Below are 22,960 nucleotides of genomic sequence, written 5' to 3'. Positions count from 1 at the left end.
TGGCCTAGCCCTTGACGGCGCCGAGCGTCATGCCTGCAACGATCTTGCGCTGCAAGAGAAGCGTCAGAAGGATGACCGGGATGGAGTAGACGGCGGCCAGCGCCGTCATGGATCCCCAGTCGAGGCCGAACTGGGTCTGGAAGTTCGCGATCACCACGGGTGTTGTCTGCGAGCGGATCGCTGTCATCAGGAGTGCGAAGAGGAACTCGTTCCAGGAGGCCAGGAAGGCGAAGATCGCGGTAACGGCGATGCCGCCGGAGACCACCGGGATCACCACCCGCCACAGGGCCCCGAGCCTGCTGCACCCATCCACAGTGGCAGCTTCCTCCAGGTCTTTCGGCACCGCTTCGAAGAAGCTGGACATCAGCCAGATCGAGAGCGGCAACGAGATGGTGGTGTGGGCGATGGACAGAGCGATGGGCGTATCTGAAAGACCGACGGCCGCCATCATCGAAGCCAGCGGAATGCCGATCGCAACCGGCGGCACCATGCGGGTAACCAAGGCGCCCATGATGAAGATCCTGCCGCTGAGGGTTTGGTACCGGGTGATGCCGTAGGCCGCCGGTACCGCCAGCACCAGGGAAAGCGCAGTGCTGATGATGGCCGTCTGGACGCTGTTGATGAAGGAAGCCAGTACGCCGTTGCGGCCCAGTGCGTTGGCGTAGTTCTCCAGCGTCCATTCCCGGGGCAGGATGGTCGGCGGTACAGCGATGGTGTCGATGGGGGTTTTGAAGGATGTAAAGAGCAGGTACAGGAAGGGGAACCCGTAGAGCACCATCGCTGCCGCGAGGAGCACCCAGAGCAGGGCCCTGGTACTCCGGCGGCCTGCTTCCAGGCCTTCCCGGTTGACGCCCCGGCGCCGATAGGGTGGCGTGACGGTGGGCGCGGCGGGTTCCGTGGGCACTCCGGCCGGCGTCCCGCCGTCGTACGTTGTTCGTTCAGCGACGCGCATCAGCTGTCCTTTCCTGGCCGCCAGATGGTGGACACGGCGACGAATGCGACGGTGAGCATGGCCAGCAGGTAGAGGGTGCCCATGGCGCTGGCCAGTCCGGGGTCACCAAAGCGGATCATGGTCCGGTAGATCAGCAGGCTCATGGTTTCCGAGGCGGACTGGGGGCCGCCGTTGGTTTGGATGAGGATGGTGTCGAACGCGCGGGCTGCGTCAATTCCGCGGACTACCAGAGCCACAGCGATGACGGGCCGCAGGAGCGGCAGGATGATGCGGAACAGCAGAGCTGGTGCGCGTGCCCCGTCCAGCCGTGCTGCCTCAATGAGGTCGCCGGGAATGTTCTGGAGTCCGGCAAAGAGCACCAGGCACATGAACGAGGTGGTCAGCCAGATGTCCGGGATGGCCACGGAGTAGAGCACGATGCCCGGGTCGGAGAGCCAGCCGATCTGGTTGGGGTTGGCCAGGATGCCGGCCTGGTGCAGGAGGGTTCCGATGAGGCCGAAGTTGTCGATCATCAGGAACTTCCAGAGCAGACCTGCCACGATGGGGGCGATCATCAGCGGGTACATGAACACTGTCCGCCAGATTTGGGAACTGCGCCCGAGGGTGGTGAATAGCAGGGCCATACCCAGCCCCAGGGCGAATTCGAGGGTGACCACCACCAGGGTGTAGGCCAGGGTCCGCCACCCGGCACCGGTGAAGGCCTCGGTGGCGAAGGCCCGGAAGTAGTTGTCCAGGCCCACGAAGTCGCGGGGGCCGCCGGCGATCGGGGAGATTTTGAAGAAGCTGTCCGCTATGAGGCGGAACAGCGGGAAGGCCACGAATACTGCCAGGAACAGCGCCGCTGGTGCCATCAGGAACAATGCGAAGCGGCGATCGGAGATGCGCACGGTTTTCTCTTCCGCTGGTTGGGGCCCGCGACCGGCACCGGACTTGCTGTGCCTCTTCGGCAGATGCCGGCCGCGGGTGTCTTACTTGAGGAGGTCCTCGATCTGCCTCTTGGCGTCGGCGAGGAGTGTGGCGGAGTCACCGCCGGCCACGGCCTTCTGCAGCATCGGGACCAGGACGGTGTCGACGATCTGCTGCCACTTCCCGGTGGCCGGGCGCGTTGCGGTGGCGTTCCCCTTGAGGGTCTCGATCAGCGGCTTGAAGCTCTCGTAGCCTGCCTTGTCCTGGTACTTCTCGAAGGCCGAGATCCGGGAGGCCAGGCCAAGGCTGGATTCGATGCCTTTGTCGTTGTAGTCGTAGGCGCACTTGACGAACTTCTTGGCCGCGTCCGCGTTCTTCGTGGCCTTGGGGACGGTCAGGTACCAGGGTCCGGGAACGGCGCCGACGCCGGCGGATCCGCCGATCATGGGAGCAGCTCCCACCTTGCCCGCCACCGGTGAATCCTTGGGGATCTGCCGGTAGGCGTGGGCCCAGAAGCGGGTCATCGCGGTCTTGCCCTGGTTGAACAGGTTTTGCGCTGCCGCCCAGTCCACCTGCGCGGCGCCGGAGGGAGCGGACTTGGCGAGGCCGACGTAGAAGTCCAGGGCTTCCTTGTGGGCGGCGTTGTCGATGACGACGTTGTTGTTCTGGTCCAGGACCATGGGCGAGCCGGCCTGCAGGACATGGGCCAGCCATTCGGTTTCGACGCCGCCCTTGACGTCCGTGCCGTACATACCGTCCCTGGTGAAGAATTCGGCGATGTCCTGGTACTGCTTCCACGTTGTGGGGGCTGCGAGCTCGTAGCCGTACTTGGCCTTGAAGTCAGCCTTGTTCTTGGCGTCCCCGAAGAGGTCCTTGCGGTAGAGGATGATTTCGGCGTTGGTCCAGGCGGGCATGCCGATGAAGTGCCCGTCCACGTTGGCCTCCTTCACCAGGGCCGGGAAGATGTCCTTTTTGGCTTCGTCCGTGAAGAGCTCGTCGATGGGCTGGACCGCGTCTTTGAAGCTGGGCAGCCAGACGGAATCCAGGGCGGCCACGTCGAAGGAGACGTTGCCGGAGGAGAACTCGCTGGAGAGCCGGTTGAACATGCCGTCGTAAGGCAGCTCGACGAAGTTGGCGCTGACGCCTGTTTCCTTCTTGCACTGTTCGGCGACGCCCGTCAGCTCGGCGTGGCCGCCGGCCTCGACGAGGACGTTGACCGTGCTGGTGCCGGCGCTACCCGACGGCGCGGCCGGGCCCCCAGCGCCGCAGGCGGTTGCTGCCAGAAGCACCGCGGTGGACAGCCCGCCGATGGCGGTGATCCGGGAAATCGTGGTTCGAGAGGACATCGCTGTCGACTCCCTTTCTTTTGAACGGATTCTACGTTGGGGTGGGTCAGTAAACTCAAGTCAGTCGCTGTGAAAAACCGTTTTGCCAAATCGACTTGGCAAAACGTTAGAGCCAAGGATGGAGACGTGTCAAGCATCACTTTTGGGGTTGGGGGTGGCCTTGACGCGGGCGGGCCGCGCGCCATAAACTGGCCGGCGGCAGGACAAATCGTTTTGGCATCGTTGCGAATATTCCCGGACCCGTGCGGCGGCAGAAACCCAGGGATTCGGCGCCGGCGCCAACTGCCACGCATGCAGACAGGAAAGCGCGGTCCCTCTGGTCACCCAGTCAGGAGAACAGGTGAACCCCCTCCGGAAGCCAGCCGCAGGAGTGCGTTTCGGGCGTTCACGGCGTCACAGCTGTCGTTTCCTGCCTCGAGCGGCCGCTAAACCTCCGCCGCAGGAGCCGCGAACTGCGCCTCGTACAGCCGCGCATACGCCCCGCCCGCAGACAGCAAGGACGCGTGAGTCCCCTGCTCCACGATCTGCCCGGCCTCCATCACCAGGATGAGGTCGGCGTCGCGGATCGTGGAGAGGCGGTGAGCGATCACGAAACTCGTCCGGTCCGAACGAAGCGCGCTCATCGCCTTCTGCACCAGCAGCTCCGTCCGGGTGTCAACGGAGGAAGTCGCCTCGTCCAGGATCAGCACCGACGGCCGGGACAGGAACGCCCGCGCAATCGTCAGCAGCTGCTTCTCCCCCGCCGACACGTTGGAGCCCTCGTCCTCGAGGACCGTGTCGTACCCCTCCGGCAGGGCACGCACGAACCGGTCCACATACGTCGCCTGCGCCGCCTCCACAATCTCGGCTTCAGTAGCAGTAGGCCGGCCGTACGCGATGTTGTCCCGGATGGTCCCGCCGAAGAGCCACGTATCCTGCAGCACCATTCCCATCCGCGAGCGCAGCTCGCGCCGGGGAACAGAGGTGACATCCACGCCGTCGAGCGTTATCCGTCCGGCATCCAGCTCATAGAACCGCATCATCAGGTTCACCAGGGTGGTTTTGCCGGCCCCGGTGGGTCCGACAATCGCCACCGTCTGCCCTGGCTCCGCCACGAGGCTCAGAGAAGTAATCAGCGGCTTGTCCGGTGAGTAGGAGAACGAAACGTTCTCGAACACCAGTCGGCCCCGCCCGCCGAAAGCGGCAGCACCGGAAGATTCCGAAGACTGCTCCTCCTCATCCAGCAGCTCGAACACCCGTTCCGCCGACGCCACCCCGGACTGCAGCAGGTTCGCCATCGAGCCCAGCTGCGCCAGCGGCTGCGTGAACTGCCGCGAATACTGGATGAACGCCTGCACGTCACCCAGCTGCATCGCCCCGGACGCCACCTGCAGCCCGCCCACCACGGCGATGCCCACGTACACAAGGTTCCCGATGAACGTCAGCGCCGGCATGATCAGGCCGGAGATGAACTGCGCCCCGAAGCTCGCAGCGAACAGCTCCGCATTCTTCTCGCGGAACCGCTCCTCCACTTCCCGCTGCCGGCCGAACACCTTCACCAGCGCGTGCCCCGTGTACGTCTCCTCGATCTGCCCGTTCAGCTCTCCCGTATGTTTCCATTGCGCCACGAACAGCTTCTGCGAGCGCTTGGCGATCAGCGCCGTCGTCACCAGCGTCAGCGGCACCGTCACCAGGGCGATGACCGCCAGCACTGGTGAGAGCAGGAACATCATCACCAGCACACCCAGCACCGTCAGCAGCGACGTCACCGCCTGGCTGATCGACTGCTGCAGGCTCTGCGAGATGTTGTCCACGTCGTTCGTCACCCGGCTGAGCAGCTCGCCGCGCTGGATCGAGTCGAAGTACCGCAGCGGCAGCCGGTGGATCTTCGCCTCGATCCGCTCCCGCAGCCGGTACACCGTCCGCTGCACCACGCCGTTCAGCACGTACGCCTGGATCCAGCCGAACGCCGACGCCAGCACATACAGCGCCAGCGCCCACAGCAGCACGTTCGCCAGCGCCGCGAAGTCGATCCCCGAGCCCGGCGTCAGCGTCATTGCCCCCAGCATGTCCGCCTGCGCATCCTTTCCCGACGCCCGCAGCCCGGCGATCACCTGCTCCTTGCTCACCCCGGCCGGCAGGTTCTTGGACACCACGCCGGCGAAGATCAGGTTGGTCCCCTCGCCCAGCAGCCGCGGCCCGGTCACCGAAAACGCAACGCTTACAACGGCGAGCGCCAGTACCAGCGCCAGCCACGCCCGCTCGGGGCGCAGCTCCCCCAGCAGCCGCCGGGCCGACGGCCCGAAGTTCATCGCCTTCTCCGCCGGGACACTCATCCCGGCAAACGGTCCGCCGCGCCCCGGGCCGCCCGCCGGCCGCGGAATACGTGCGACGTCGGCCCGCTGGGTTCCGGGGGCCGCGCCGGTTCCGGAGGCGCCAGGTCCGGCGGTTCCAGTTCCGGGGCCCGGCTGGCTTCCGCGGGCACGGCTCGAGGTGCTCATGCCGCCTCCTCGGCCGCCAGCTGCGAGGACACAATCTCGCGGTACGTCTCCGACGTCTCCAGCAGCTCGCCGTGCGTTCCGCGCCCGACGATCCTGCCGCCGTCGAGCACCAGAATCTGATCAGCGTCCACGATGCTGGAGACGCGCTGCGCGATGATCACCAGCGTGGCGCCGGCGGTGTCCCGCCGCAGCGCCTGCCGGAGCCGGGCGTCCGTGGCGGTGTCCAGCGAGGAAAACGAGTCGTCAAAGATGTAAAGCTCCGGCCGCTTCACCAGCGCCCGGGCGATCGCCAGCCGCTGCCGTTGCCCGCCGGACACATTGGTGCCACCCTGCGAGACGGGCGCGTCCAGGCCGCCCTCCATCTCCCGCACGAAATCCGCGGCCTGCGCAGTGGCCAGCGCATGCCAAAGCTCATCCTCGGTGGCGTCCGGCTTGCCGTACAGCAGGTTGCTCCGCACGGTCCCGGAAAACAGGTACGGCCGCTGCGGCACCAGGCCGATGTGGCCCCACAGCAGGTCCGGGTGGAGCTCCCGCACGTCCACGCCGCCCATCCGCACCGACCCGGAGGTGGCGTCGAACAGCCGCGGCATGAGGTTCACCAGCGTGGTTTTCCCCGAGCCCGTGCTGCCGATGACCGCCGTCGTCCGCCCCGCAGGGGCGGTGAAGCTGACGCCGCTCAGGACCGGCCGTTCGGCACCCGGGTAGGCGAATCCGACGTCGCGCATTTCCAGTTCACCGCGGGCGGTGCCGCTGTCAGCGCCGGCGAACACCACCGGGCTCAGCGGCGGCCGCACAGACGACTCCGTCTCCAGCACCTCCCCGATCCGGTCCGCCGAGACGGCCGCGCGCGGAATCATCACCGCCATGAACGTGGCCATCATGACCGACATCAAGATCTGCAGCAGGTAGCTGAGGAACGCCACCAGCGTGCCGACCTGCATGGAGCCGTCCTCGATCCGGAACGACCCGAACCAGATCACCGCCACGCTGGACACGTTCAGCACCAGCATCACCACGGGAAAAGCGAGCGCCATCAGCCGCCCGGCCCGCAGCGCCGTGTCCGTTACGTCCGCATTGGCGCCGGCGAACCGCTCGGTTTCCAGGTCCTCGCGCACGAACGCCCGCACCACCCGGATGCCGGCCAACTGTTCGCGCAGAACCCTGTTAACGGCGTCGATCCGCAGCTGCATCAGGCGGAACAGCGGCACCATCCGGCTCACGATCAGCCCGACGCCGATCAGCAGCGCCGGCACGCTCACGGCGATCAGCCACGACAGCTGCGCATCCTGACGGACCGCCATCACCACGCCGCCGATGCTGAGCATGGGCGCGGCAACCATCAGCGTGGCGGACATCAGCACCAGCTGCTGCACCTGCTGCACGTCGTTCGTGGACCGTGTGATCAGGCTGGCCGGGCCGAACCGGGTGACCTCCTGCTCGGAGAAGCCGCCCACCCGGGTGAAGATCGCCCCGCGCAAGTCCCGCCCCATCCCCATCGCCGCCTTGGCCCCGAAGTACACCGCCGTCACAGCGCAGGCGATCTGCAGCAGGGTGATGAAAAGCATCAGGCTGCCGACGCGCATGATGTACCCGGTGTCGCCTGTGGCCACGCCCAGGTCAATGATGTCCGCGTTCAGCGTGGGGAGGTAGAGGGACGCAATGGACTGCGCCAGCTGAAAAACGACGACGGCGACCAGCAGCCGCCGTTGCGGCTGCAGGTACCGGACAAGAAGCTTCCAAAGCATCCAGATGCATCCTTGCAGCAGGTCCTCGAATTGATGGGAAGGCCAGTGTACGTCCGGCGGCTTGGGACAGCCTGTAGGCTGGGGCCATCGCCGGAAATCCGGAAACACGCAATTGAAAACGCAAATTGAAGAATGGGGACTTCATTGAGCGATCAGCAGCCGGGCTTTGGCGAGCCCGGAAACATCGGCTTAGTAAACGCACCGGCGGCGGTCCGGCTCTCGGCAGCCTGCTGGGTGGCCAGCGCCGTGGTGGCCGGCATGATGCCTGTCATTTTGGAGGTGGCGGGAATCGACTTTGGCCAGTCGATCCCGGACTGGGCCGTGCCCTATCTCGTGGCCTTCGCCGTCCCGCTCACTGCCCTTCAGGTGCTTGCCGCCCAGCATCTGCTGCACGGCGCCCGCTGGGCCCGCATTCTTTTGACCGTTGCCGCGGCCCTGTCGGCGCTCGGCGCACGCGTCGACCTGACTGCCCTGATCCTTGCCGGCCTGCTCCTGACACTGGCCGGCGGCGCGCTGATGTGGCTGCCCGCGTCCAACCGGTTCTTCCTGGTCCGCCGCGTTCCTGCCTATCCGCTGCCGGTGTCCGGTGCGGACACCACCCATAAAGGAGAACTCCTGTGAGTGACATGCTCCTCCTGCCCGCCGTGGCCGAGGCCCTGGCCGCGCACGGCATGGCCCACGAGGTCCTCGAATGTTTGCCCGAACTGGCGGACACCGCCGAGTTCTGCGCCCACTACGGCTTCAGCCTGGAGCAGGCAGCCAACACGATCCTGGTCACGTCCAAGAAGGTGGAGCCGGCCCGCTATGCGGTATGCGTGGTCCTGGGCACCACCCGGCTGGACGTGAACCGTTCCGTGCGGGCCCTGCTCGACGTCAAGCGCGCCTCCTTTGCCGACGCCGAGACCACCACCGCGCTGACCGGCATGCTGGTGGGTGGCGTCACCGTGCCCGGCATCTCCGCACTGCCCGTGTACGTGGACCGCGCCGTGATGGACGTGCCCCAAGTAGTCATGGGCGGCGGCAACAGGTCCAGCAAGATCGTCCTCAGCCCCGCCGAGCTCCTGAAACTGCCTGGGGTCGAGGTGGTGGACGGACTCGCCACGCCCCGAGAGCCGGCTGAGGTGCCGGGCGACTGAGGCTGTAACCGAAGGCGGGCCACTTTCCCGGATTGGCTCTGGTGTGCGGCCCGCGCTGCTGCCTACCGTGAATCGTGGGCTCGCCGGAGCCCGCAGCACCCCCGAGCCCGCAGTCCCCAGAGATTGAAGTCCAGAGGAAGAGCATCATGGCCGTCACCGAATATCCCTTCTCGCAGGTCGACGTTTTCGCCCCCGGGCCAAAACCCGGCAACCCGGTCGCCGTCGTCCATAACGCCGACGGCCTGACCGCGGAGCAGATGCAAAGCTTCGCCAACTGGACCAACCTCTCCGAGACCACCTTCCTGCTGAAGCCCAGGCAGTCTGAGGCTGACTACCGACTGCGGATCTTCACGCCGGCCTCCGAGCTTCCCTTCGCGGGCCATCCCACCCTCGGCTCCGCGCACGCGTGGCTGGAGAACGGCGGACAGCCGCGGCGCTCCGGCGAACTCGTACAGGAGTGCGAGGTGGGGCTCGTCAAAATTAGCCAGACCACGGACGAACAGTTTTTCGAAGCCCCGCCGCTGCGCCGTTCCGGTCCCGTGGAGCCCGAAGTGCTGGAGCAGGCCATCGCCAGCCTGGGCATTCCGGCCGGGCAGGTGCTGGATAGCAACTGGGTGGACAACGGCCCGGGCTGGCTCGGCATCCGACTGGCCTCGGCCAGGCAGGTGCTCGACCTGGCGCCCGACTTCGTGGCCATGGGGAAGTTGAACGTAGGTGTCATTGGCGCCTACGGAGACGGCGGCCCGGCGGACTTCGAGGTCCGCGGCTTTGTTCCGGGCCTGGACATCCCCGAGGACCCGGTCACCGGCAGCCTGAACGCAGGCCTCGCACAATGGCTGATCGGTTCCGGCGTGGCCGAGGGCAACTACACCGTCAGCCAGGGCACAGTCCTGGGCCGCGGCGGCCGGCTGACCATCACCACCGAGGGCGACAGTATCTGGGTGGGAGGCACAAGCCGCACCGTCATCCGCGGCAGCGTCTTCCTGTAATTCCCTCCGGGGGCACGCCAGCACAAAGGGGCCAGGATAAGGCGCTTGTAAATGAGAACGATTCTCATTATGCTGGATCCATGATCCTGACCGTCCTCAGCTCCCTTGACGCCCTCTGCCGCCAGCAGGCATGCGAGGCGCTGGCCGCGGCACACCCCTCGGCCGTTATTGTCGTCCACGACCTCCTGGAAAACGGCACCGTTATCTGCCGGACCTTCCGCCATGACAGTCCGGGGCAGCGGCAGGAAACTGTGCTGGAGCACGGCTGCCTCAGCTGCACGGTGCGCCTCGGCGTCGTGCCCGCCGTCAGGCAACTGATGGCGGCCGGCGAAGAACACGTCATTGCGGGGCTGCCGTCAGGCGTGCCGGCGGCAATCGCAATCGCCGCCCTCAGGCAGGAATTCGGTGGGGATGGCATGGTCGCCTCTGCCGTGCACGCCTGCGCACCGGATTGCGTGGAGGACCACATCTGGGACCACCACACCCTGTTCGAATCGGGCTTCACACCCGTCGCCGACGACGAGCGGACCTCCGGCGAGTTCATCATCGGAGAGCTTTCGTTCTGCGACACCGTTCTCGCTGCCGAACCCGACGTGCTCCCGCTGGATCCCGAGGGCCGGGCCCGGGGCCTGGAACTGCTCCGCGAACTGGCACCTCACGCCGACCTCGCCGAAGACGCAACCCGCATTCAGCAAGGCCGCCATGACTACGCCGCAGCCATTGGCAGAACCATTCCGGGAACCGTCCGGACCGCCCGCAGTTCCGGCGGACCGTTCACCACCATCACCCATCGGGTCCGGCGACCGCTCCATCCGGAAAGGTTCCGCCACGCCCTGGCCAGCCTTGCAGCCGGGTGCTGCTGGCTGCGCGGCCGCCTCTGGATAGCAACCGCACCCGATTGCCGGATCGCCATCCACGGCATCGGCCCGCGCATATGGCTGGAGAACACCGGGCCGTGGCTGCCTGAACTGCGACCGGGCCCGGGAGATCGCGGGACAGAACTCGCCGCCACCGGGGAGGACCTGGACGCAGACGAAATCGCCCAGCTGCTGGCGTCCTGCGAGCTTACCGACGCCGAAATGGCTGCCGGGCTGGAACTCCTGGATGATCCGTTCGGACTCACCCCAACCACCACATGAAGGAGCAAAGCAAATGAAGGTACGAAACTCGCTGCGTGCACTGAAGAAGATGCCCGGAGCCCAGGTGGTCCGCCGCCGAGGAAGGACGTTTGTCATCAACAAGAAGAATCCGAGGATGAAGGGCCGCCAGGGCTGAGCCTGCCGCTCGCTTCGACGAACCTGCCGGGGACGGGCCGGTGCTCCATTGCGCCCGCCCGTCCCAGTCCGTGGTCATTCCGGGTGACCTGGATGAAGACTGTGCCGTCAACTAGGTGCCGAGTCTCGTGCGGGGCCGCGGCGCTTCTGCACGGCCCCTGCGGACTACTGTCCCCCACCACGCTCAAGAATGGCGCAACATTCCGGAAGGATCGCTGCAAGATCCGGCGGGCCCCGCCGTCGTACGTTTGGGATGCACCACCGGGAAACAGTGCGAACGTGAGGTGCGCCTCAAAGCCGCAACGTTGCCCGGTGCCAGGCCGTTGGACAGGGGCACGGAAGGCGGCCAATGATCATTGTTCTGACAGGAATCGACGGTTCGGGAAAGACGACGGCGGCCCGTTCCCTTGTGGCGGCCGCCCGGGCAGAGGGCAGGAACGCACTTTTACTGAGCAACTATGCCGGCCGGCGGCGGATGTCGCTGCTCGGTGCCCGCTTCGGCATGCGCCTGCCCGACCGCCTGGCCGACGCGGCGGAAACCACCATGCGCGTATTCAACGTCCTGGTGTCACACGCCCGGGCATCGCGCTTCGAGGGGCTCGTGGTGATGGACCGGCACCTTCACTGCCAGTTGGCGCTGCGCGAGGTGAAGGACCTGCCCCGGGGACGGATTCTCCCCTGGCTGCTCCGGACCCTGCCGGCCCCGGACCTGATACTCCACCTGGACGTGGGCCCCGAAGCCGCGCACCGGCGGATCGTTGCGCGCGGCACGGACGAGGAATCGGTGGCCGAGCTGACAGCCCTGCGGGCCGCCTACCGGGCATTGCCCGAGTACGCGGACATGGTGGTGATCGACGCCGGCGGACGCCCGGCCGAGGTGCTCGCCAGGGTGGTCGGCGCCGTCGATTCGCAGCGGCTACTCAAGGTTTAGTCAAGAATTTCCGAAATGGCCGAATTTGGCTTCCCGGAAGTCGCGCCGGCTGTACATTTGTGCCAGCTCTCCTCTTTCCCCCCAAAAATGGAGTGCTGGAAGCCTCCGCGCTTGAGTCCTTTGATTCGCGCGGAGGCTTCACGTTTCCGCGCGAACACCACGGTTCCGGGCTGGCGGTCTGGCCACGCTCCGCCGTCGAAGATATAGTAAGCATGCTGATGACTTCGGACTACCGGACCGTCATCTGTTCACTTCGACGAAGGAGACACTATGAGCACGAGGGTTGAGAAGCGCATTCTGGTGAACGTGCCGGTCAGCACGGCATACAACCAGTGGACCCAGTTCGAGGACTTTCCGCACTTCATGGGCGGCGTCAAGAAAGTGACCCAGCTCAGCGATGACCGGCTCGAATGGGTGGCCGAGATCGCGGGCGTGAAGCGCAAGTGGGAGGCCCGGATCCTCGAGCAGAAGCCGGACCGGAAGGTCGCGTGGGCAGCCACGGAGGGTGCCACCAACGCCGGCTCCGTGGAGTTTGAAGACGTCGGCGGCGGCCAGACTTCCATCAAGCTGTTCATCGACTACGAACCCGAAGGGGTCGTGGAAAAGATCGGCGACAAGCTGCACGTCGTGGAGCGCCAGGCCGAGGCCGACCTCAAGAAGTTCAAGGAATTCATCGAGGATGAAGGCTACGCCAGCGGCGCCTGGCGGGGCTCGGTCAACGAAGGCGGCTCGGTGGGCACCCCGGGCGTCGAGCACGCGGCCGGGTCGCTCGGTGACAGCGGCAAGGCAGGCGTCTCCGGCAAGGTTGCGGCGGCCGCGGGCGTTGCTGCCGCGGCAGGCGCGGCTGCGGCCGTTGCTGCCGGCAGCAAGGACAAGGACGCCGACACCGTATTCGTCGTGGACGAAGCCGCTGTCGTGGATGAAGCCGTTGTCCCGGTGGAGCCGGCGTACACCGAAACGACCGTTGTCACCGACACGACCGACACCCCGGGCTTCTCCGGCGGGACCGCGGCGGGGACCGTTGCCGGCGGGACCGCGGCGGGCGCCGGTTCGGCACTGACGGACGAGAACATCGCCCATCCGTTCGACCAGACCAACGGACTGATCGACGACGAGGGCGACTCGGACGAGACGGCGGCAAGCGATACGCGAAGCGCCGCGGACCGGGCCGAGCGGGAAGACGGCGGGGCCGGCACCGTGCCGCCGCTGGGCGGCACCAGCGGCCAGCACTAACGCCGACTGCACCAACGCCGGCAGCACTATCGCCGGCCATCGCTGGGGACGCACGTGCCGCCGTCGGGCAGTTATTTCGACGGCGGCACACCGGCAAAAACCCAACAAACGACGGCGGGGCAACCCGCCGTCGTTCTTGTCCATTTGGTGCCGAAAATGCCGCTGATTTTTCGGTTAATTTGAGGATTGACCTGTACGGCACGCGGTGGCAACGTGGGATGCATCTTCCTTCCCCCAGCGCCGGGGGAACACGCACAAGCGTCCCTCGCCCAGCGCCTGCCGGGCCACCACAAGTTAATTTCGCAGCAGTCGCGGCAGCAATGCTGCGCGCCCGGAGATAATGAGAATTCCTTAATACTCTCTCCTTCCCAAATAAGTCTTCATTGAGGCTTGCCGAAACACATTCTCCACGAGAACCGGCAGGTTATGGGGGCCCACATGGACCACTTGAGAATTGTTCTTTATTCACACGACTCGCTGGGTCTCGGTCACGTGCGTCGCAATCTCGCGCTGGCCCATGCCCTGGCCAACCAGCTTCCCTACCTGACCGGCCGCGCCGTAACCGGCATCCTCATTTCCGGCACCGCCCTGGCCCCGGGGTTCAATGTGCCGGCCGGCTGGGACTGGGTCATCCTGCCAGGGGTGGAAAAGAGCCCTGCCGGCTACCAGCCCCGCAGCCTTACCGTGCCCATGCAGGACCTGGTGTCGCTCCGGGCCGGCCTGCTCGAATCTGTGCTGGGCGGCTTCCTCCCCGACCTGGTGGTGGTGGACCGGCACGCCACCGGGATCCATCACGAACTCGAGGCCGCACTGCGCCGGGTCCGCGCCGCAGGGCCCGTCCGCACCGTTCTGGGACTGCGCGAAATCCTGGATGCGCCGGAGGCGGCCATCGCCGAATGGGAGAGGGCGGGCGGCGCTCCCCTTGTGAACGACCTGTTTGACGCCATCTGGGTCTACGGTGACCCCGCTGTGCATGATCCCCTGGCCGCGGGGGAAATACCGCTGTCCGTCGGAAAACTTGTCCGCTACACCGGTTACCTCGCGGCCGGCAGGCCGGCGGAACCGGGACACATCACCATGACCGTGCCCTACTTCCTGACGACGGTGGGCGGCGGGGCTGACGGGTACGCACTGGCAGCCGTGGCAGCGGCGGCGGACCTGCCGCCGGGCGTGGAACACCTGGTCGTCGCCGGACCCCAGATGCCGGCAGACCAGCTCGCGGACCTGCGGCGGCGGGCAGTCCCGGGGGTCCGGATTGTCGGGCGGCTCGATGACATGGTGCCCCACCTGGCCGGGGCCCAGGCCATTGTGTCCATGGGTGGCTACAACACCGTCTGCGAAATCATGAGCACCAGCGTTCCTGCCCTGATCGTGCCACGCACCCGGGCGCGGTCCGAGCAGAGGATCAGGGCCGCCTCCCTGGCCTCCGCGGGATACCTGGATTATCACGAGATCGGCACGCTCACCCCTGGGATCCTCTCGAGCTGGCTGGCCGGCCGACTGGGCACGCGGGTGGACCGGAGGAAGGCGCGGCTCGACGGCCTGGTCCGCGTGCCGCAGCTGGCGGCCGAACTGCTGCAGCCTTTGCTTCAGGCCGCCGCATCCATTGCGGCCGGCGCACAGGCCGCGGGCGAACAGGCCGCGGGTGAACAGGCCGCGGGTGAACAGGCCGCCGCACATGACAGCAGCGAACGGGAAGGTGCCGCCCATGCCGCAGTCTGAACCGGCCACCGCGTACATCCTCAAGATGTATCCGCGGTTTTCCGAGACGTTCATCGTGTCGGAGATCCTGGCCCGCGAGGCCGCCGGGGACAGGATCGAAATCTTCTCCCTGCGCCCATGCAACGACCAGCGGTTCCATCCCGAACTGGCACGCGTCAAGGCGCCCGTGACCCTTATTGGCCGGCCCAAAAGCGCCGAGCGCGTCTGGGAGACCTTCCGCGCCGCGGAAGCAGCCGGGCTCGCCCCGGCGGTGTCCCGGGTTTTCGCGGAACTGGCCACGACGGACCCAAACGATGCGCTTCAGGCCATCAACCTCGCCGTCACCCTGCAGAAGCGCAACATCCGGCATCTGCACGTCCACTTCGCGTCCACGCCCACCAGCGTGGCGAGGCTGGCCTCCGCCATCACCGGCATCCCCTATTCCTTCACAGCGCACGCCGTGGATATTTTCGTTGAGACGGTCGCCGACGACCTCCGGACCAAGTTCGCCCAGGCCCACCACGCCGTGACCATCAGCGAGTACAACCTGCACTTTCTGCAGCGCCGCTTCCCGGACGTCACCTCCCGCCTCCACCTGGTGCGGAACGGCCTGGAACTGGAGCGCTTCCCGTACCGGGACCCCGGTCCCATCGGCTCCACAGTGCGGGTGGCCGCGGTGGGGCGCCTCGTGGAAAAGAAGGGGTTCCAGCACCTGCTGCCTGCCGCCGCGGAGCTGGTGGCGCAGGGCTTCCCGCTGGACCTGAGGATCGCCGGCACGGGCGTTTTGGCCGAGCAGCTGGAGCGCACCATCGAACAGCTCGGGCTGGACCGGCACGTGCGGCTGCTCGGTCCACAGACGCAGGACCAGGTCCACGAGCTGCTGGATTCGGCCGACGCCTTCATCGCACCCTGCGTCGTGGGTTCGGACGGCAACGCCGACGGCATGCCCACGGTCCTGCTGGAGGCCATGGCCACCGGCGTTCCCTGCATCTCCACCTCCGTCACCGGCATACCGGAGGCGGTACGCAACGGGCACACCGGAATCCTGACCCGGCCCGGCCAGCCCCATCTGCTGGCGCAGGCGATCCGCCGCCTCAGCTCTCCTGCAACCGACCGCGTGGCACTGGCGCGCAACGCCCGCGCCCTGATCGAGAAGGACTACGACGTGCGGCGGCAGGCCGAGGCGCTCCGGGCCCTGTCGCTGGATGAAAGGAAGGTTGCCTGATGCGCGTCGCCTACGTCTGCGCCGACCCCGGTGTTCCCGTCTTCGGCACCAAGGGTTCCTCGGTCCATGTGCAGGAGATCGTGCGGGCCTGGCGCCGGGCCGGGGCCGACGTCACGGTCTACTGCACCCGCGCCGGCACTGACCGGCCGGCAGACCTGGCGGATCTCGCCGTCGTCGAACTCCGGCCCCGCCGCGTGGACGGGGAGAAGCCAGATTCCGGAGAGGAGCGGGAGCGCGCCATCGGGGAGGCGGCAGCGGCGCTGGCCGAGTCGGTGGTCCGCGACGGCTGCGACGTGGTCTACGAACGCTACTCACTGTTCAGCCCGGCCCTCGCTGTGGCCGTTGAAAGCCTCCGGGTCCCGGCCGCACTGGAAGTAAATGCGCCGCTGATTGAGGAGCAGCAGCGGTACCGGCAGCTGTTTGACGTCCGGCTGGCCGAGACCGTGCTGCGTCGCAACGCCTTGGCCGCGGACACCGTGGCTTCTGTCTCGGAGCCCGTGGTGCGGTGGGTGGAGCGCCGGGTGCCGGGCGCCAAAACGCTGCTGGCACCGAACGGTGTAAACACGGAGCGGATCGGTCCCCGGCCGGGCGGCCGCCGACACCCGCACCGGTTCACCGTGGGATTCGTCGGCACGCTGAAACCCTGGCACGGCGTCCCCGCCCTGCTCACGGCGGTGGCGCTGGCCAACTCTGACGCTGTACCCGTCCATGCGGCCGGCGCCGGACTTTGGCGGCGCGCCGACGGACGCTGGACTGTGAAGATTATTGGCGACGGCCCCGGCAGGAAGGACCTCGAACGGGCGGCAGCCGGGCTGGGCGTGGAAGCCGAGTTCACCGGCTCCGTGCCCCCGGACGCCGTGCCCGGACTGCTGCACGGATGCGACGCTGCCGCTGCGCCGTACCCGCAACCTGTGCCCGGCCGGGACGACTACTTTTCCCCGCTGAAGGTCTACGAATACCTGGCCGCCGGCATGCCGATCGTGGCCACGGCGGTGGGCCAGATACCGTCCATCGTGGAGGACGGACGCACCGGACTGCTCGTCCCGCCGGGTGACGTGACCGCTTTCGCCGCCGCCCTTCGGCGCCTCGGTGCGGACACGGCGCTGCGTGAGCGCCTGGGCACCCAGGCGAGGGCAGCCGCCGTCGGGCTCTACAGCTGGGACGGCGTGCTGTCCCGCATCACGGCAGCCTTGCCGCTCCGCCAGGAGGTGGCATTGCCATGACCGCACACACCCACCGGGCGCGGCCCTCACGGCAGCAGGCCGCCGCCACGAAGGCCGCCGCCACGAAGGCCGCCGCCACTAAGAAGCAGGGGCGGCCCTCCCGGCGCCGGCGGGATCCCGTCCGGCCGACGGAGCCGGAATCGGGGCTGCGACGCACGCTGCGCTGCGTGCGTCCGCACCTGCGGGGCCATCGCCTCCTCATGGTGGGCGGATTCGTCGGGCTGGCGTTCGACGTGATTTTCCGATTGGTGGAACCGTGGCCCCTCAAGCTGGTGGTCGACGCCGTGTCCCGCGCCCTCGGCGCCACACTGCACAAGCCCGGCCCCACCTTGGACGCCAGCGTGCAGACACTCATCCTGTGCGGGGCGGCGGTGGTGGCCATCAGCATCGGGCGCGCCGTCTCCAACTACTGGTCCGCCGTCTGCTTCGCCCTCATCGGTTCGAGGGTGGCCGCAGACCTGAGGGCACGGGCCTTCCGCCATGTGCAGAGCCTCTCCATGCGCCACCACACCCGCGCCTCCACCGGCGACACGGTGCAGCGGCTGGTGGGCGACGTCTCCCGTCTGCAGGACGTGGCCATCACCGCCGGGCTGCCGCTCATGGGCAACATGGCCACCCTGGTGGCGATGATCGGCATCCTGCTCTGGCTGGATCCTCTGCTGTCGTTGGTGGTGGTTCTTGCCGGCGGTGCCTTCGTCCTCCTGTCCCGGGCCAGCTCAGGTCAGATCACCGCGGCGGCCGGCAACTCCCGCAAGGGGGAGGGGTATCTGGCCACGACGGCGGCGCAGACTTTGGGTGCCATCCGCGAGGTCCAGGCCTACGGCCTGGAGGACACGATCAGCTCCGGCTTCCGCAGCAGCAACCAGGCAACCCTGGGAACGGGCGTTGCGGCGCTGCGGCTGGCTGCCGGGCTGGAGCGGCGCACCGACGTGCTGATCGGCGTCGCGACGGCAGTGGTTCTGGCCGGCGGCGGCTGGCGCGTCATGCAGCACGTGATCACCCCCGGCGACCTGGTGATATTCCTGATGTACCTCAAGACGGGCATGAAGCCCCTGAAAGACGTGGCGAAACAGATTGGCCGGATCGCCCGGGCCACTGCCTCCGGAGAGCGGGTGGCGGACCTGCTCGAAGCCCAGACCGACCTGCCCGAAGCGCCCCATGCCCGGCCCCTCCGTTCCGCCGCCCCGGATATCGTCCTGGACAATGTCTCCGCCGGCCACGGCGAAGGGACTGTGCTGCACGGCATCAGCCTCAGCATCCCGGCCGGCGAACATCTCGCCATCCTGGGCCCCTCCGGCGCCGGCAAGTCCACCCTCGCCTCCCTGATCCTGCGCATGATCGACCCCAGCACCGGAACCGTCCGCGTCGGCGGCGAAGACCTCCGCGACCTCACCATCGCCTCCGTCCGCTCGCACGTCTCCATCCTGCTCCAGGACTCGGTGCTCTTCGGTTCCTCCGTGCGGGACAACATCCGCTTCGGCCGGCTGGACGCCACCGACCGGGACATTGAACACGCCGCCGCCCTGGCCCAGGCCGACGACTTCATCCGTGACCTCCCGGACGGCTACGACACCGTCCTCGGCGAAGCCGCCAAAGACCTCTCCGGCGGCCAGCGGCAGCGGATCGCGATTGCCCGGGCCATCCTCCGGCAGGCACCGATCGTCATCCTGGACGAAGCCACCGCCGGACTGGACCCCGTCTCCCGGAACTCCGTCCTGCAGGCCCTCGCCGCCCTGACCCGTGAACGCACCTCCATCACCATCACCCACGACGCCCACTCCGCCCGCTCGTGCGACCGCATCGTCTGGCTCGAGCACGGCCGCATCATCGAAACAGGCCGCCCCGAAGACCTGCTCCGGGACCCAGGCTCACGGTTCGCCGAATGGATGAAGGACCCGGATCCAGGGGTGGATGACGCCCGTGGTGGCGTTAGGCAGGTGGTGCCGTGAACGCCTCACCCTCCGGGTTCAGCAATCCGGACCGTTCGCTGGCCAGCCGCGACGCCGCGCTGCCCGGCCTGCCCTGGCTGCTGGACAACACACGGCTCTCCGAACTTCTCGGCGAGACGGTCCGCGTCACCCGCGTCCGCTACAAACCGGGTACCTCGCTCCTCGTTGCCTACCGTCGCCTCCGCAACGGAAGCTTTGATTACGGCTGGGCCTATACCCTGGCAACCCCTTCCGCCAAACTGCTCCGGCGCGAAAGCACCTCACGGTCACGCGGCGGGAACATGCGCGTGCTCCGGCCGGACCCCGCACATCCGGACACGCTGGTGGGCGTAGGCGGAGTGGAGGACGACTGGGCCCTGCACAAAAACCTCGTGTGGCTGCGCGAACACGGTGCCGAACGGCTGGGACTTCACCCCAGAGCGGCCGCCGGCCTGCTCGGGGGCGGCAGCGTGCTGCGCTACAAACCCGAGCGCCGCCTGGTCCTCTTCGCGCATCAGGCGAGCACCGCCGTCGTGATCAAAACCGCTGCCAGGCCCGCCGGCACCGGACAGCAACCCCCCTTCCTGAACCGGCTGGAGCGCCACGGGGTGCAGCTCCTCCCGCAACTGGGGGACGCGGAGTGCCTGGAGCATGGCATCAGCGCCTGCGTCGCCTGGGGCGGCGGTGACCTTGCAGCGCTCGACGACGATTCCGCCGCCTTCGCTGCCGGCGAGGCTTTGGCCCGGCTGCACTGCGTCCCGGTCGACGGCTCGGCGGCGAAACCCAGCGCTAACGCAGCGGCGCAGCTCATGGCCACCCGCAATATGGTCTCCGTCCTGCTGCCCGCCTTGGAGGAGCCTGCCCGGCGCATCGAGGCCGAACTGGGCCGGCTCCTGCTGGATGGTGCAGGGTCCGGCCAGGTGCTGGTGCACGGCGACTTCTCGCCCGACCAGGTGCTCGTGGGACGCTCCGAAGTGCGGCTGATTGACTTCGACCGGGCACACGCCGGAACGGCCGAGGCTGACCTGGGATCATTCGCCGCGGCGGAGGAGGCGATGCTGCGGGCTTCCGCCGGTTCACCTGCCGGCGGCCCCAAAACGGCACGGCTCACCGAAGGCTACCGCCGGGCGGGCGGACGGTTCACGCGGTCCGGGCTGGATGTCTGGGCGGCCTTCCGGCTCTTCAACAGCAGCGTTGACCCCTTCCGCGACCGCTCGCCGGACTGGGCCGAGGAGATGTCCTGGCATCTGGACCGGGCAACGGAGCTGATCCCATGACCTGGCATCCGCCTGTCCCCCGCCGTGTGACCGACCCCCAAGGATCCGTCTGGTCCGTCCAACGGGCCTGGCCCGGCGTCTCGGCAGGCCGGTACGTGCTGGAGGTGCAGGCACCCGGCTATCCCGGGGTGCTGGGAGGGTTCTTCCGCGAAGGCCGGTTTGTCCCGGTAGGCCCGGACGACTCCAAGCTGCCCGCACTCGCCCTCGAGTCACCCAAGGGCGAAACAGTGGTCCACCGCGCCCACAAGCGGGCAGTACTCCGTGCCGGAGACACCTACATCAAGGTGTTCCGGCCCGAACAGGCGCCGGCCGCGGCCACCAACCACGTGTTGGCCACCGCGCCCCTGGCCGGCGGGCGCTTCAGGACACCGGCAATGAGCGCAGCCAGGCCGGATGTCCTGGTCTTCAGCCTGGTGGCTGGCCGCTCGTACTATGACCTCGGCCGGGACCAGACCACCGTCCCGGACGACGTCTTTGCCGTCATGTGGGCCGACTGGTCGCAGGCCTGGACGGAGACTGTTGTCCGCGCCGGCGGATCCGCTTTCCGCGCTGGCCTGGAGCGGCTTCCGCTGCATGATGCCGAGGAGGAACTGGTCAAAGTACGGCGGTGGATCGATCACTGGCTGCTGCACAGCGAGGGGATCCCCGAGGCGGAGCAGGGACGCGCTGCGCTCCTGGCACAGGCCGACGCCGTCACCTCCAATCTACTGGCCGGTCCCTTCGATTCCCTCGGATGGGCGCACGGAGACCTGCACGACAAGCAAATACTGGGCACCGACTTAGCGGTCACCGGAATACTGGGCACCGGCGGCGGAGCGCCGGGGCTGCTGGATTTCGATGAGGCCTGCAGGGCCGAGGCCGCCCTGGACCTCGCCAATCTTGACGTGCACCTGGAACTGCGCCGGCGGCAGAACCTCCTTAGCGGGCAGCGGTTTGCAATCGCCCACGCGAGCATCGTGTCCGCGGCCTGCCGCCTGCACGTCAGCCCGGAACGGTTCAAGGCCTATGCCGCCTCCGCCCGGCTGCGGCTCGCCTGCATGTACTCGTTCCGGCCGCCGTGGGGGTCCTGGGCGGTGAGGTACCTGTCGTCAATGGACCTGGCCTCGCCCGGGCTGCGACGCTCACACGAAGCCCGCGCGTCCGCCACGCTCTTGAGCAAAGAACCGAGCCTGACATGAGCAAGTCCCCAACAGATGCCGCTGGCCTTGCGCTGTCCGTCATCGGGACCGGTTACCTGGGCGCCACGCACGCTGTGTGCATGGCGCTGCTGGGCCACCGCGTGGTGGGGATCGACGTCGACGGCGACAAGATCAGTTCGCTGGCCAGCGGGCAGCCGCCGTTCTACGAGCCCCGGCTGAAAAAACAGCTCCGCCGGATGCTGGAAAGCGGCAGGCTGAGCTTCACCACCGACTTCTCCGCCGCCCGCGGCGCCGACATCCACTTTCTCTGCGTGGGTACCCCGCAGGAAGCCGACTCACCCGCCGCCGACCTCCGCTTCGTGAACGAAGCCCTAGCGCGGCTGGTGCCGTATCTGGACGGGCACTGCCTCGTCGCCGGGAAGTCCACCGTTCCGATCGGCACTGCGGAGGCCCTGACGGCGTTCATCCAGTCGGCCTCGCCCGCGGGCAGGCTCGCGGAGCTGGCGTGGAACCCGGAGTTCCTGCGTGAAGGGCATGCGGTGGAGGACACCCTGCACCCGGACCGGCTGGTGTTCGGTGTTGCGTCCGAGTGGGCCCGGGACCGGCTTGCGGACTGCTACGCGCCGCTCATTCTCCAGGGCACCCCGGTGGTGGTCACGGACCTCGCCACCGCCGAACTCGTCAAGGCCGCGGCGAACTCGTTCCTGGCCACCAAAATCTCCTACATCAACGCGATGGCCGAAGTCTGCGAAGCCACCGGCGCCGACGTCAACCAGCTCGCCACGGCCCTCTCCTACGACAACCGGATCGGCGGCCGCTTCCTCAAACCCGGCCTCGGCTTCGGCGGCGGCTGCCTACCCAAAGACATCCGCGCCTTCACCCACCGCGCCAAAGAACTCGGCGTCGGGCAGGCCGTCGGCTTCCTCCAGGAAGTTGACGCCATCAACCAGCGCCGCCGCCAGCGCACCGTGGACCTCATCACCGAAATGGCCTGCGGAGACCTCACCGGCGTGCACGTCACCGTCCTCGGCGCAGCCTTCAAACCCGACTCCGACGACATCCGCGACGCCCCCGCCCTCGACGTCGCCCGCATGCTCCACCAGGCCGGCGCCAACGTCACCGTCTACGACCCCAAAGCCATGGACAACGCCAAGCGAAGCTACCCCGACCTCTCCTACGCGGAAAGCCTCGAAGCCGCCGTGACCGGAGCCGAGATCGTGGCCCTCCTCACCGAATGGGACATCTTCCGCCACGCAGACCCCGCCAAGCTTGGCTCCCTGGTGCAGCTGCGGAACATCGTGGACGGCCGGCACGCCCTGGACGCCGACGCCTACCGCGCCGCCGGCTGGGACTACCGCGCCCTCGGCGCCCCCAGCCGGCTCCCGGCCCGGGTTGCACAGGGGCAGGGTTTACCTGCGCAAAAGACGCAGGTTCCGCAACGCGTGTAGCGGGCGGACAGTGTTCATTGTTCGGTC

The 22,960-nt window shown here is 67.7% G+C and carries 19 protein-coding genes; 14 read left to right on the top strand and 5 right to left on the bottom strand.

Translation table 11 applies throughout. The annotated features are described in order from the left end of the window. Positions 1-4: 4 nt before the first annotated feature. From ACFTSA_RS15070 to ACFTSA_RS15050, 5 genes are all read right to left on the bottom strand, one after another. On the bottom strand, positions 5-952 hold the full coding sequence (locus ACFTSA_RS15070) for a carbohydrate ABC transporter permease (protein ID WP_377952288.1): 948 nt from the start codon (positions 950-952) through the stop codon (positions 5-7). Continuing rightward, positions 952-1,839, bottom strand: coding sequence for a carbohydrate ABC transporter permease (locus ACFTSA_RS15065; protein ID WP_377952287.1), 888 nt, complete (start codon positions 1,837-1,839; stop codon positions 952-954). The genes ACFTSA_RS15070 and ACFTSA_RS15065 overlap by 1 nt, the downstream gene beginning before the upstream one ends. An 81-nt stretch (positions 1,840-1,920) precedes the next feature. Further along, entirely contained in the window at positions 1,921-3,204 is a 1,284-nt protein-coding gene (locus ACFTSA_RS15060; protein WP_377952286.1) for an ABC transporter substrate-binding protein, read from the bottom strand. A gap of 425 nt (positions 3,205-3,629) precedes the next feature. Further along, positions 3,630-5,684, bottom strand: coding sequence for an ABC transporter ATP-binding protein (locus ACFTSA_RS15055; RefSeq protein WP_377952285.1), 2,055 nt, complete (start codon positions 5,682-5,684; stop codon positions 3,630-3,632). Then, positions 5,681-7,429 (bottom strand): ABC transporter ATP-binding protein, encoded by a 1,749-nt coding sequence (locus ACFTSA_RS15050; protein ID WP_377952283.1) that lies wholly within the window; start codon positions 7,427-7,429, stop codon positions 5,681-5,683. The genes ACFTSA_RS15055 and ACFTSA_RS15050 overlap by 4 nt, the downstream gene beginning before the upstream one ends. A gap of 144 nt (positions 7,430-7,573) precedes the next feature. Here ACFTSA_RS15050 and ACFTSA_RS15045 point away from each other — a divergent pair, with 144 nt between their 5' ends. The 14 genes from ACFTSA_RS15045 (at position 7,574) to ACFTSA_RS14980 (ending at position 22,933) form a co-directional block, all read left to right on the top strand. After that, entirely contained in the window at positions 7,574-8,050 is a 477-nt protein-coding gene (locus ACFTSA_RS15045) for a hypothetical protein (RefSeq protein ID WP_377952282.1), read from the top strand. 5 nt (positions 8,051-8,055) lie between these two features. Continuing rightward, entirely contained in the window at positions 8,056-8,565 is a 510-nt protein-coding gene (locus ACFTSA_RS15040) for a YbaK/EbsC family protein (RefSeq protein ID WP_377952385.1), read from the top strand. Between the two features lie 146 nt (positions 8,566-8,711). Then, entirely contained in the window at positions 8,712-9,554 is an 843-nt protein-coding gene (locus tag ACFTSA_RS15035) for a PhzF family phenazine biosynthesis protein (protein ID WP_377952281.1), read from the top strand. A gap of 80 nt (positions 9,555-9,634) precedes the next feature. Then, entirely contained in the window at positions 9,635-10,693 is a 1,059-nt protein-coding gene (locus ACFTSA_RS15030) for a GTP-binding protein (RefSeq protein WP_377952280.1), read from the top strand. 13 nt (positions 10,694-10,706) lie between these two features. Next, positions 10,707-10,829, top strand: coding sequence for a type B 50S ribosomal protein L36 (gene ykgO, locus ACFTSA_RS15025; protein WP_377952279.1), 123 nt, complete (start codon positions 10,707-10,709; stop codon positions 10,827-10,829). Positions 10,830-11,177: 348 nt separating this feature from the next. Further along, on the top strand, positions 11,178-11,759 hold the full coding sequence (locus ACFTSA_RS15020) for a thymidylate kinase (protein ID WP_377952278.1): 582 nt from the start codon (positions 11,178-11,180) through the stop codon (positions 11,757-11,759). A gap of 270 nt (positions 11,760-12,029) precedes the next feature. After that, positions 12,030-12,992, top strand: a complete 963-nt coding sequence (locus tag ACFTSA_RS15015; protein ID WP_377952277.1) for an SRPBCC family protein — start codon at positions 12,030-12,032, stop codon at positions 12,990-12,992. A gap of 438 nt (positions 12,993-13,430) precedes the next feature. Beyond that, complete coding sequence (locus ACFTSA_RS15010; protein WP_377952276.1) at positions 13,431-14,714, top strand: glycosyltransferase family protein; 1,284 nt, start codon at positions 13,431-13,433, stop codon at positions 14,712-14,714. After that, positions 14,701-15,918, top strand: a complete 1,218-nt coding sequence (locus tag ACFTSA_RS15005) for a glycosyltransferase (protein ID WP_377952275.1) — start codon at positions 14,701-14,703, stop codon at positions 15,916-15,918. Before ACFTSA_RS15010 ends, ACFTSA_RS15005 begins: the two co-directional genes overlap by 14 nt. Further along, on the top strand, positions 15,918-17,141 hold the full coding sequence (locus ACFTSA_RS15000; RefSeq protein ID WP_377952274.1) for a glycosyltransferase family 4 protein: 1,224 nt from the start codon (positions 15,918-15,920) through the stop codon (positions 17,139-17,141). Before ACFTSA_RS15005 ends, ACFTSA_RS15000 begins: the two co-directional genes overlap by 1 nt. Then, positions 17,138-19,090, top strand: a complete 1,953-nt coding sequence (locus ACFTSA_RS14995) for an ABC transporter ATP-binding protein (RefSeq protein ID WP_377952273.1) — start codon at positions 17,138-17,140, stop codon at positions 19,088-19,090. The genes ACFTSA_RS15000 and ACFTSA_RS14995 overlap by 4 nt, the downstream gene beginning before the upstream one ends. After that, entirely contained in the window at positions 19,087-20,346 is a 1,260-nt protein-coding gene (locus tag ACFTSA_RS14990) for a phosphotransferase (RefSeq protein WP_377952272.1), read from the top strand. Before ACFTSA_RS14995 ends, ACFTSA_RS14990 begins: the two co-directional genes overlap by 4 nt. Next, positions 20,343-21,524 (top strand): hypothetical protein, encoded by a 1,182-nt coding sequence (locus ACFTSA_RS14985; RefSeq protein ID WP_377952271.1) that lies wholly within the window; start codon positions 20,343-20,345, stop codon positions 21,522-21,524. The genes ACFTSA_RS14990 and ACFTSA_RS14985 overlap by 4 nt, the downstream gene beginning before the upstream one ends. Beyond that, positions 21,521-22,933 (top strand): UDP-glucose dehydrogenase family protein, encoded by a 1,413-nt coding sequence (locus ACFTSA_RS14980; protein WP_377952270.1) that lies wholly within the window; start codon positions 21,521-21,523, stop codon positions 22,931-22,933. Before ACFTSA_RS14985 ends, ACFTSA_RS14980 begins: the two co-directional genes overlap by 4 nt. Positions 22,934-22,960: the final 27 nt, after the last annotated feature.

This window comes from Arthrobacter sp. NPDC057013, from assembly GCF_042674585.1.
GTDB lineage: Bacteria > Actinomycetota > Actinomycetes > Actinomycetales > Micrococcaceae > Arthrobacter.
The sequence above is the reverse complement of the archived record's forward strand: the minus strand, read 5'-3'. Positions and strand labels throughout refer to the sequence as shown.

Bases quoted from the DNA above. Each gene is read 5' to 3' on its own strand.
- ACFTSA_RS15070 (WP_377952288.1), bottom strand. From the start codon at position 952: ATGCGCGTCGCTGAACGAACAACGTACGACGGCGGGACGCCGGCCGGA.
- ACFTSA_RS15060 (WP_377952286.1), bottom strand. From the start codon at position 3,204: ATGTCCTCTCGAACCACGATTTCCCGGATCACCGCCATCGGCGGGCTG.
- ACFTSA_RS15055 (WP_377952285.1), bottom strand. From the start codon at position 5,684: ATGAGCACCTCGAGCCGTGCCCGCGGAAGCCAGCCGGGCCCCGGAACT.
- ACFTSA_RS15050 (WP_377952283.1), bottom strand. From the start codon at position 7,429: ATGCTTTGGAAGCTTCTTGTCCGGTACCTGCAGCCGCAACGGCGGCTG.
- ACFTSA_RS15040 (WP_377952385.1), top strand. From the start codon at position 8,056: ATGCTCCTCCTGCCCGCCGTGGCCGAGGCCCTGGCCGCGCACGGCATG.
- ACFTSA_RS15035 (WP_377952281.1), top strand. From the start codon at position 8,712: ATGGCCGTCACCGAATATCCCTTCTCGCAGGTCGACGTTTTCGCCCCC.
- ACFTSA_RS15030 (WP_377952280.1), top strand. From the start codon at position 9,635: ATGATCCTGACCGTCCTCAGCTCCCTTGACGCCCTCTGCCGCCAGCAG.
- ykgO (WP_377952279.1), top strand. From the start codon at position 10,707: ATGAAGGTACGAAACTCGCTGCGTGCACTGAAGAAGATGCCCGGAGCC.
- ACFTSA_RS15020 (WP_377952278.1), top strand. From the start codon at position 11,178: ATGATCATTGTTCTGACAGGAATCGACGGTTCGGGAAAGACGACGGCG.
- ACFTSA_RS15015 (WP_377952277.1), top strand. From the start codon at position 12,030: ATGAGCACGAGGGTTGAGAAGCGCATTCTGGTGAACGTGCCGGTCAGC.
- ACFTSA_RS15010 (WP_377952276.1), top strand. From the start codon at position 13,431: ATGGACCACTTGAGAATTGTTCTTTATTCACACGACTCGCTGGGTCTC.
- ACFTSA_RS15005 (WP_377952275.1), top strand. From the start codon at position 14,701: ATGCCGCAGTCTGAACCGGCCACCGCGTACATCCTCAAGATGTATCCG.
- ACFTSA_RS15000 (WP_377952274.1), top strand. From the start codon at position 15,918: ATGCGCGTCGCCTACGTCTGCGCCGACCCCGGTGTTCCCGTCTTCGGC.
- ACFTSA_RS14995 (WP_377952273.1), top strand. From the start codon at position 17,138: ATGACCGCACACACCCACCGGGCGCGGCCCTCACGGCAGCAGGCCGCC.
- ACFTSA_RS14985 (WP_377952271.1), top strand. From the start codon at position 20,343: ATGACCTGGCATCCGCCTGTCCCCCGCCGTGTGACCGACCCCCAAGGA.
- ACFTSA_RS14980 (WP_377952270.1), top strand. From the start codon at position 21,521: ATGAGCAAGTCCCCAACAGATGCCGCTGGCCTTGCGCTGTCCGTCATC.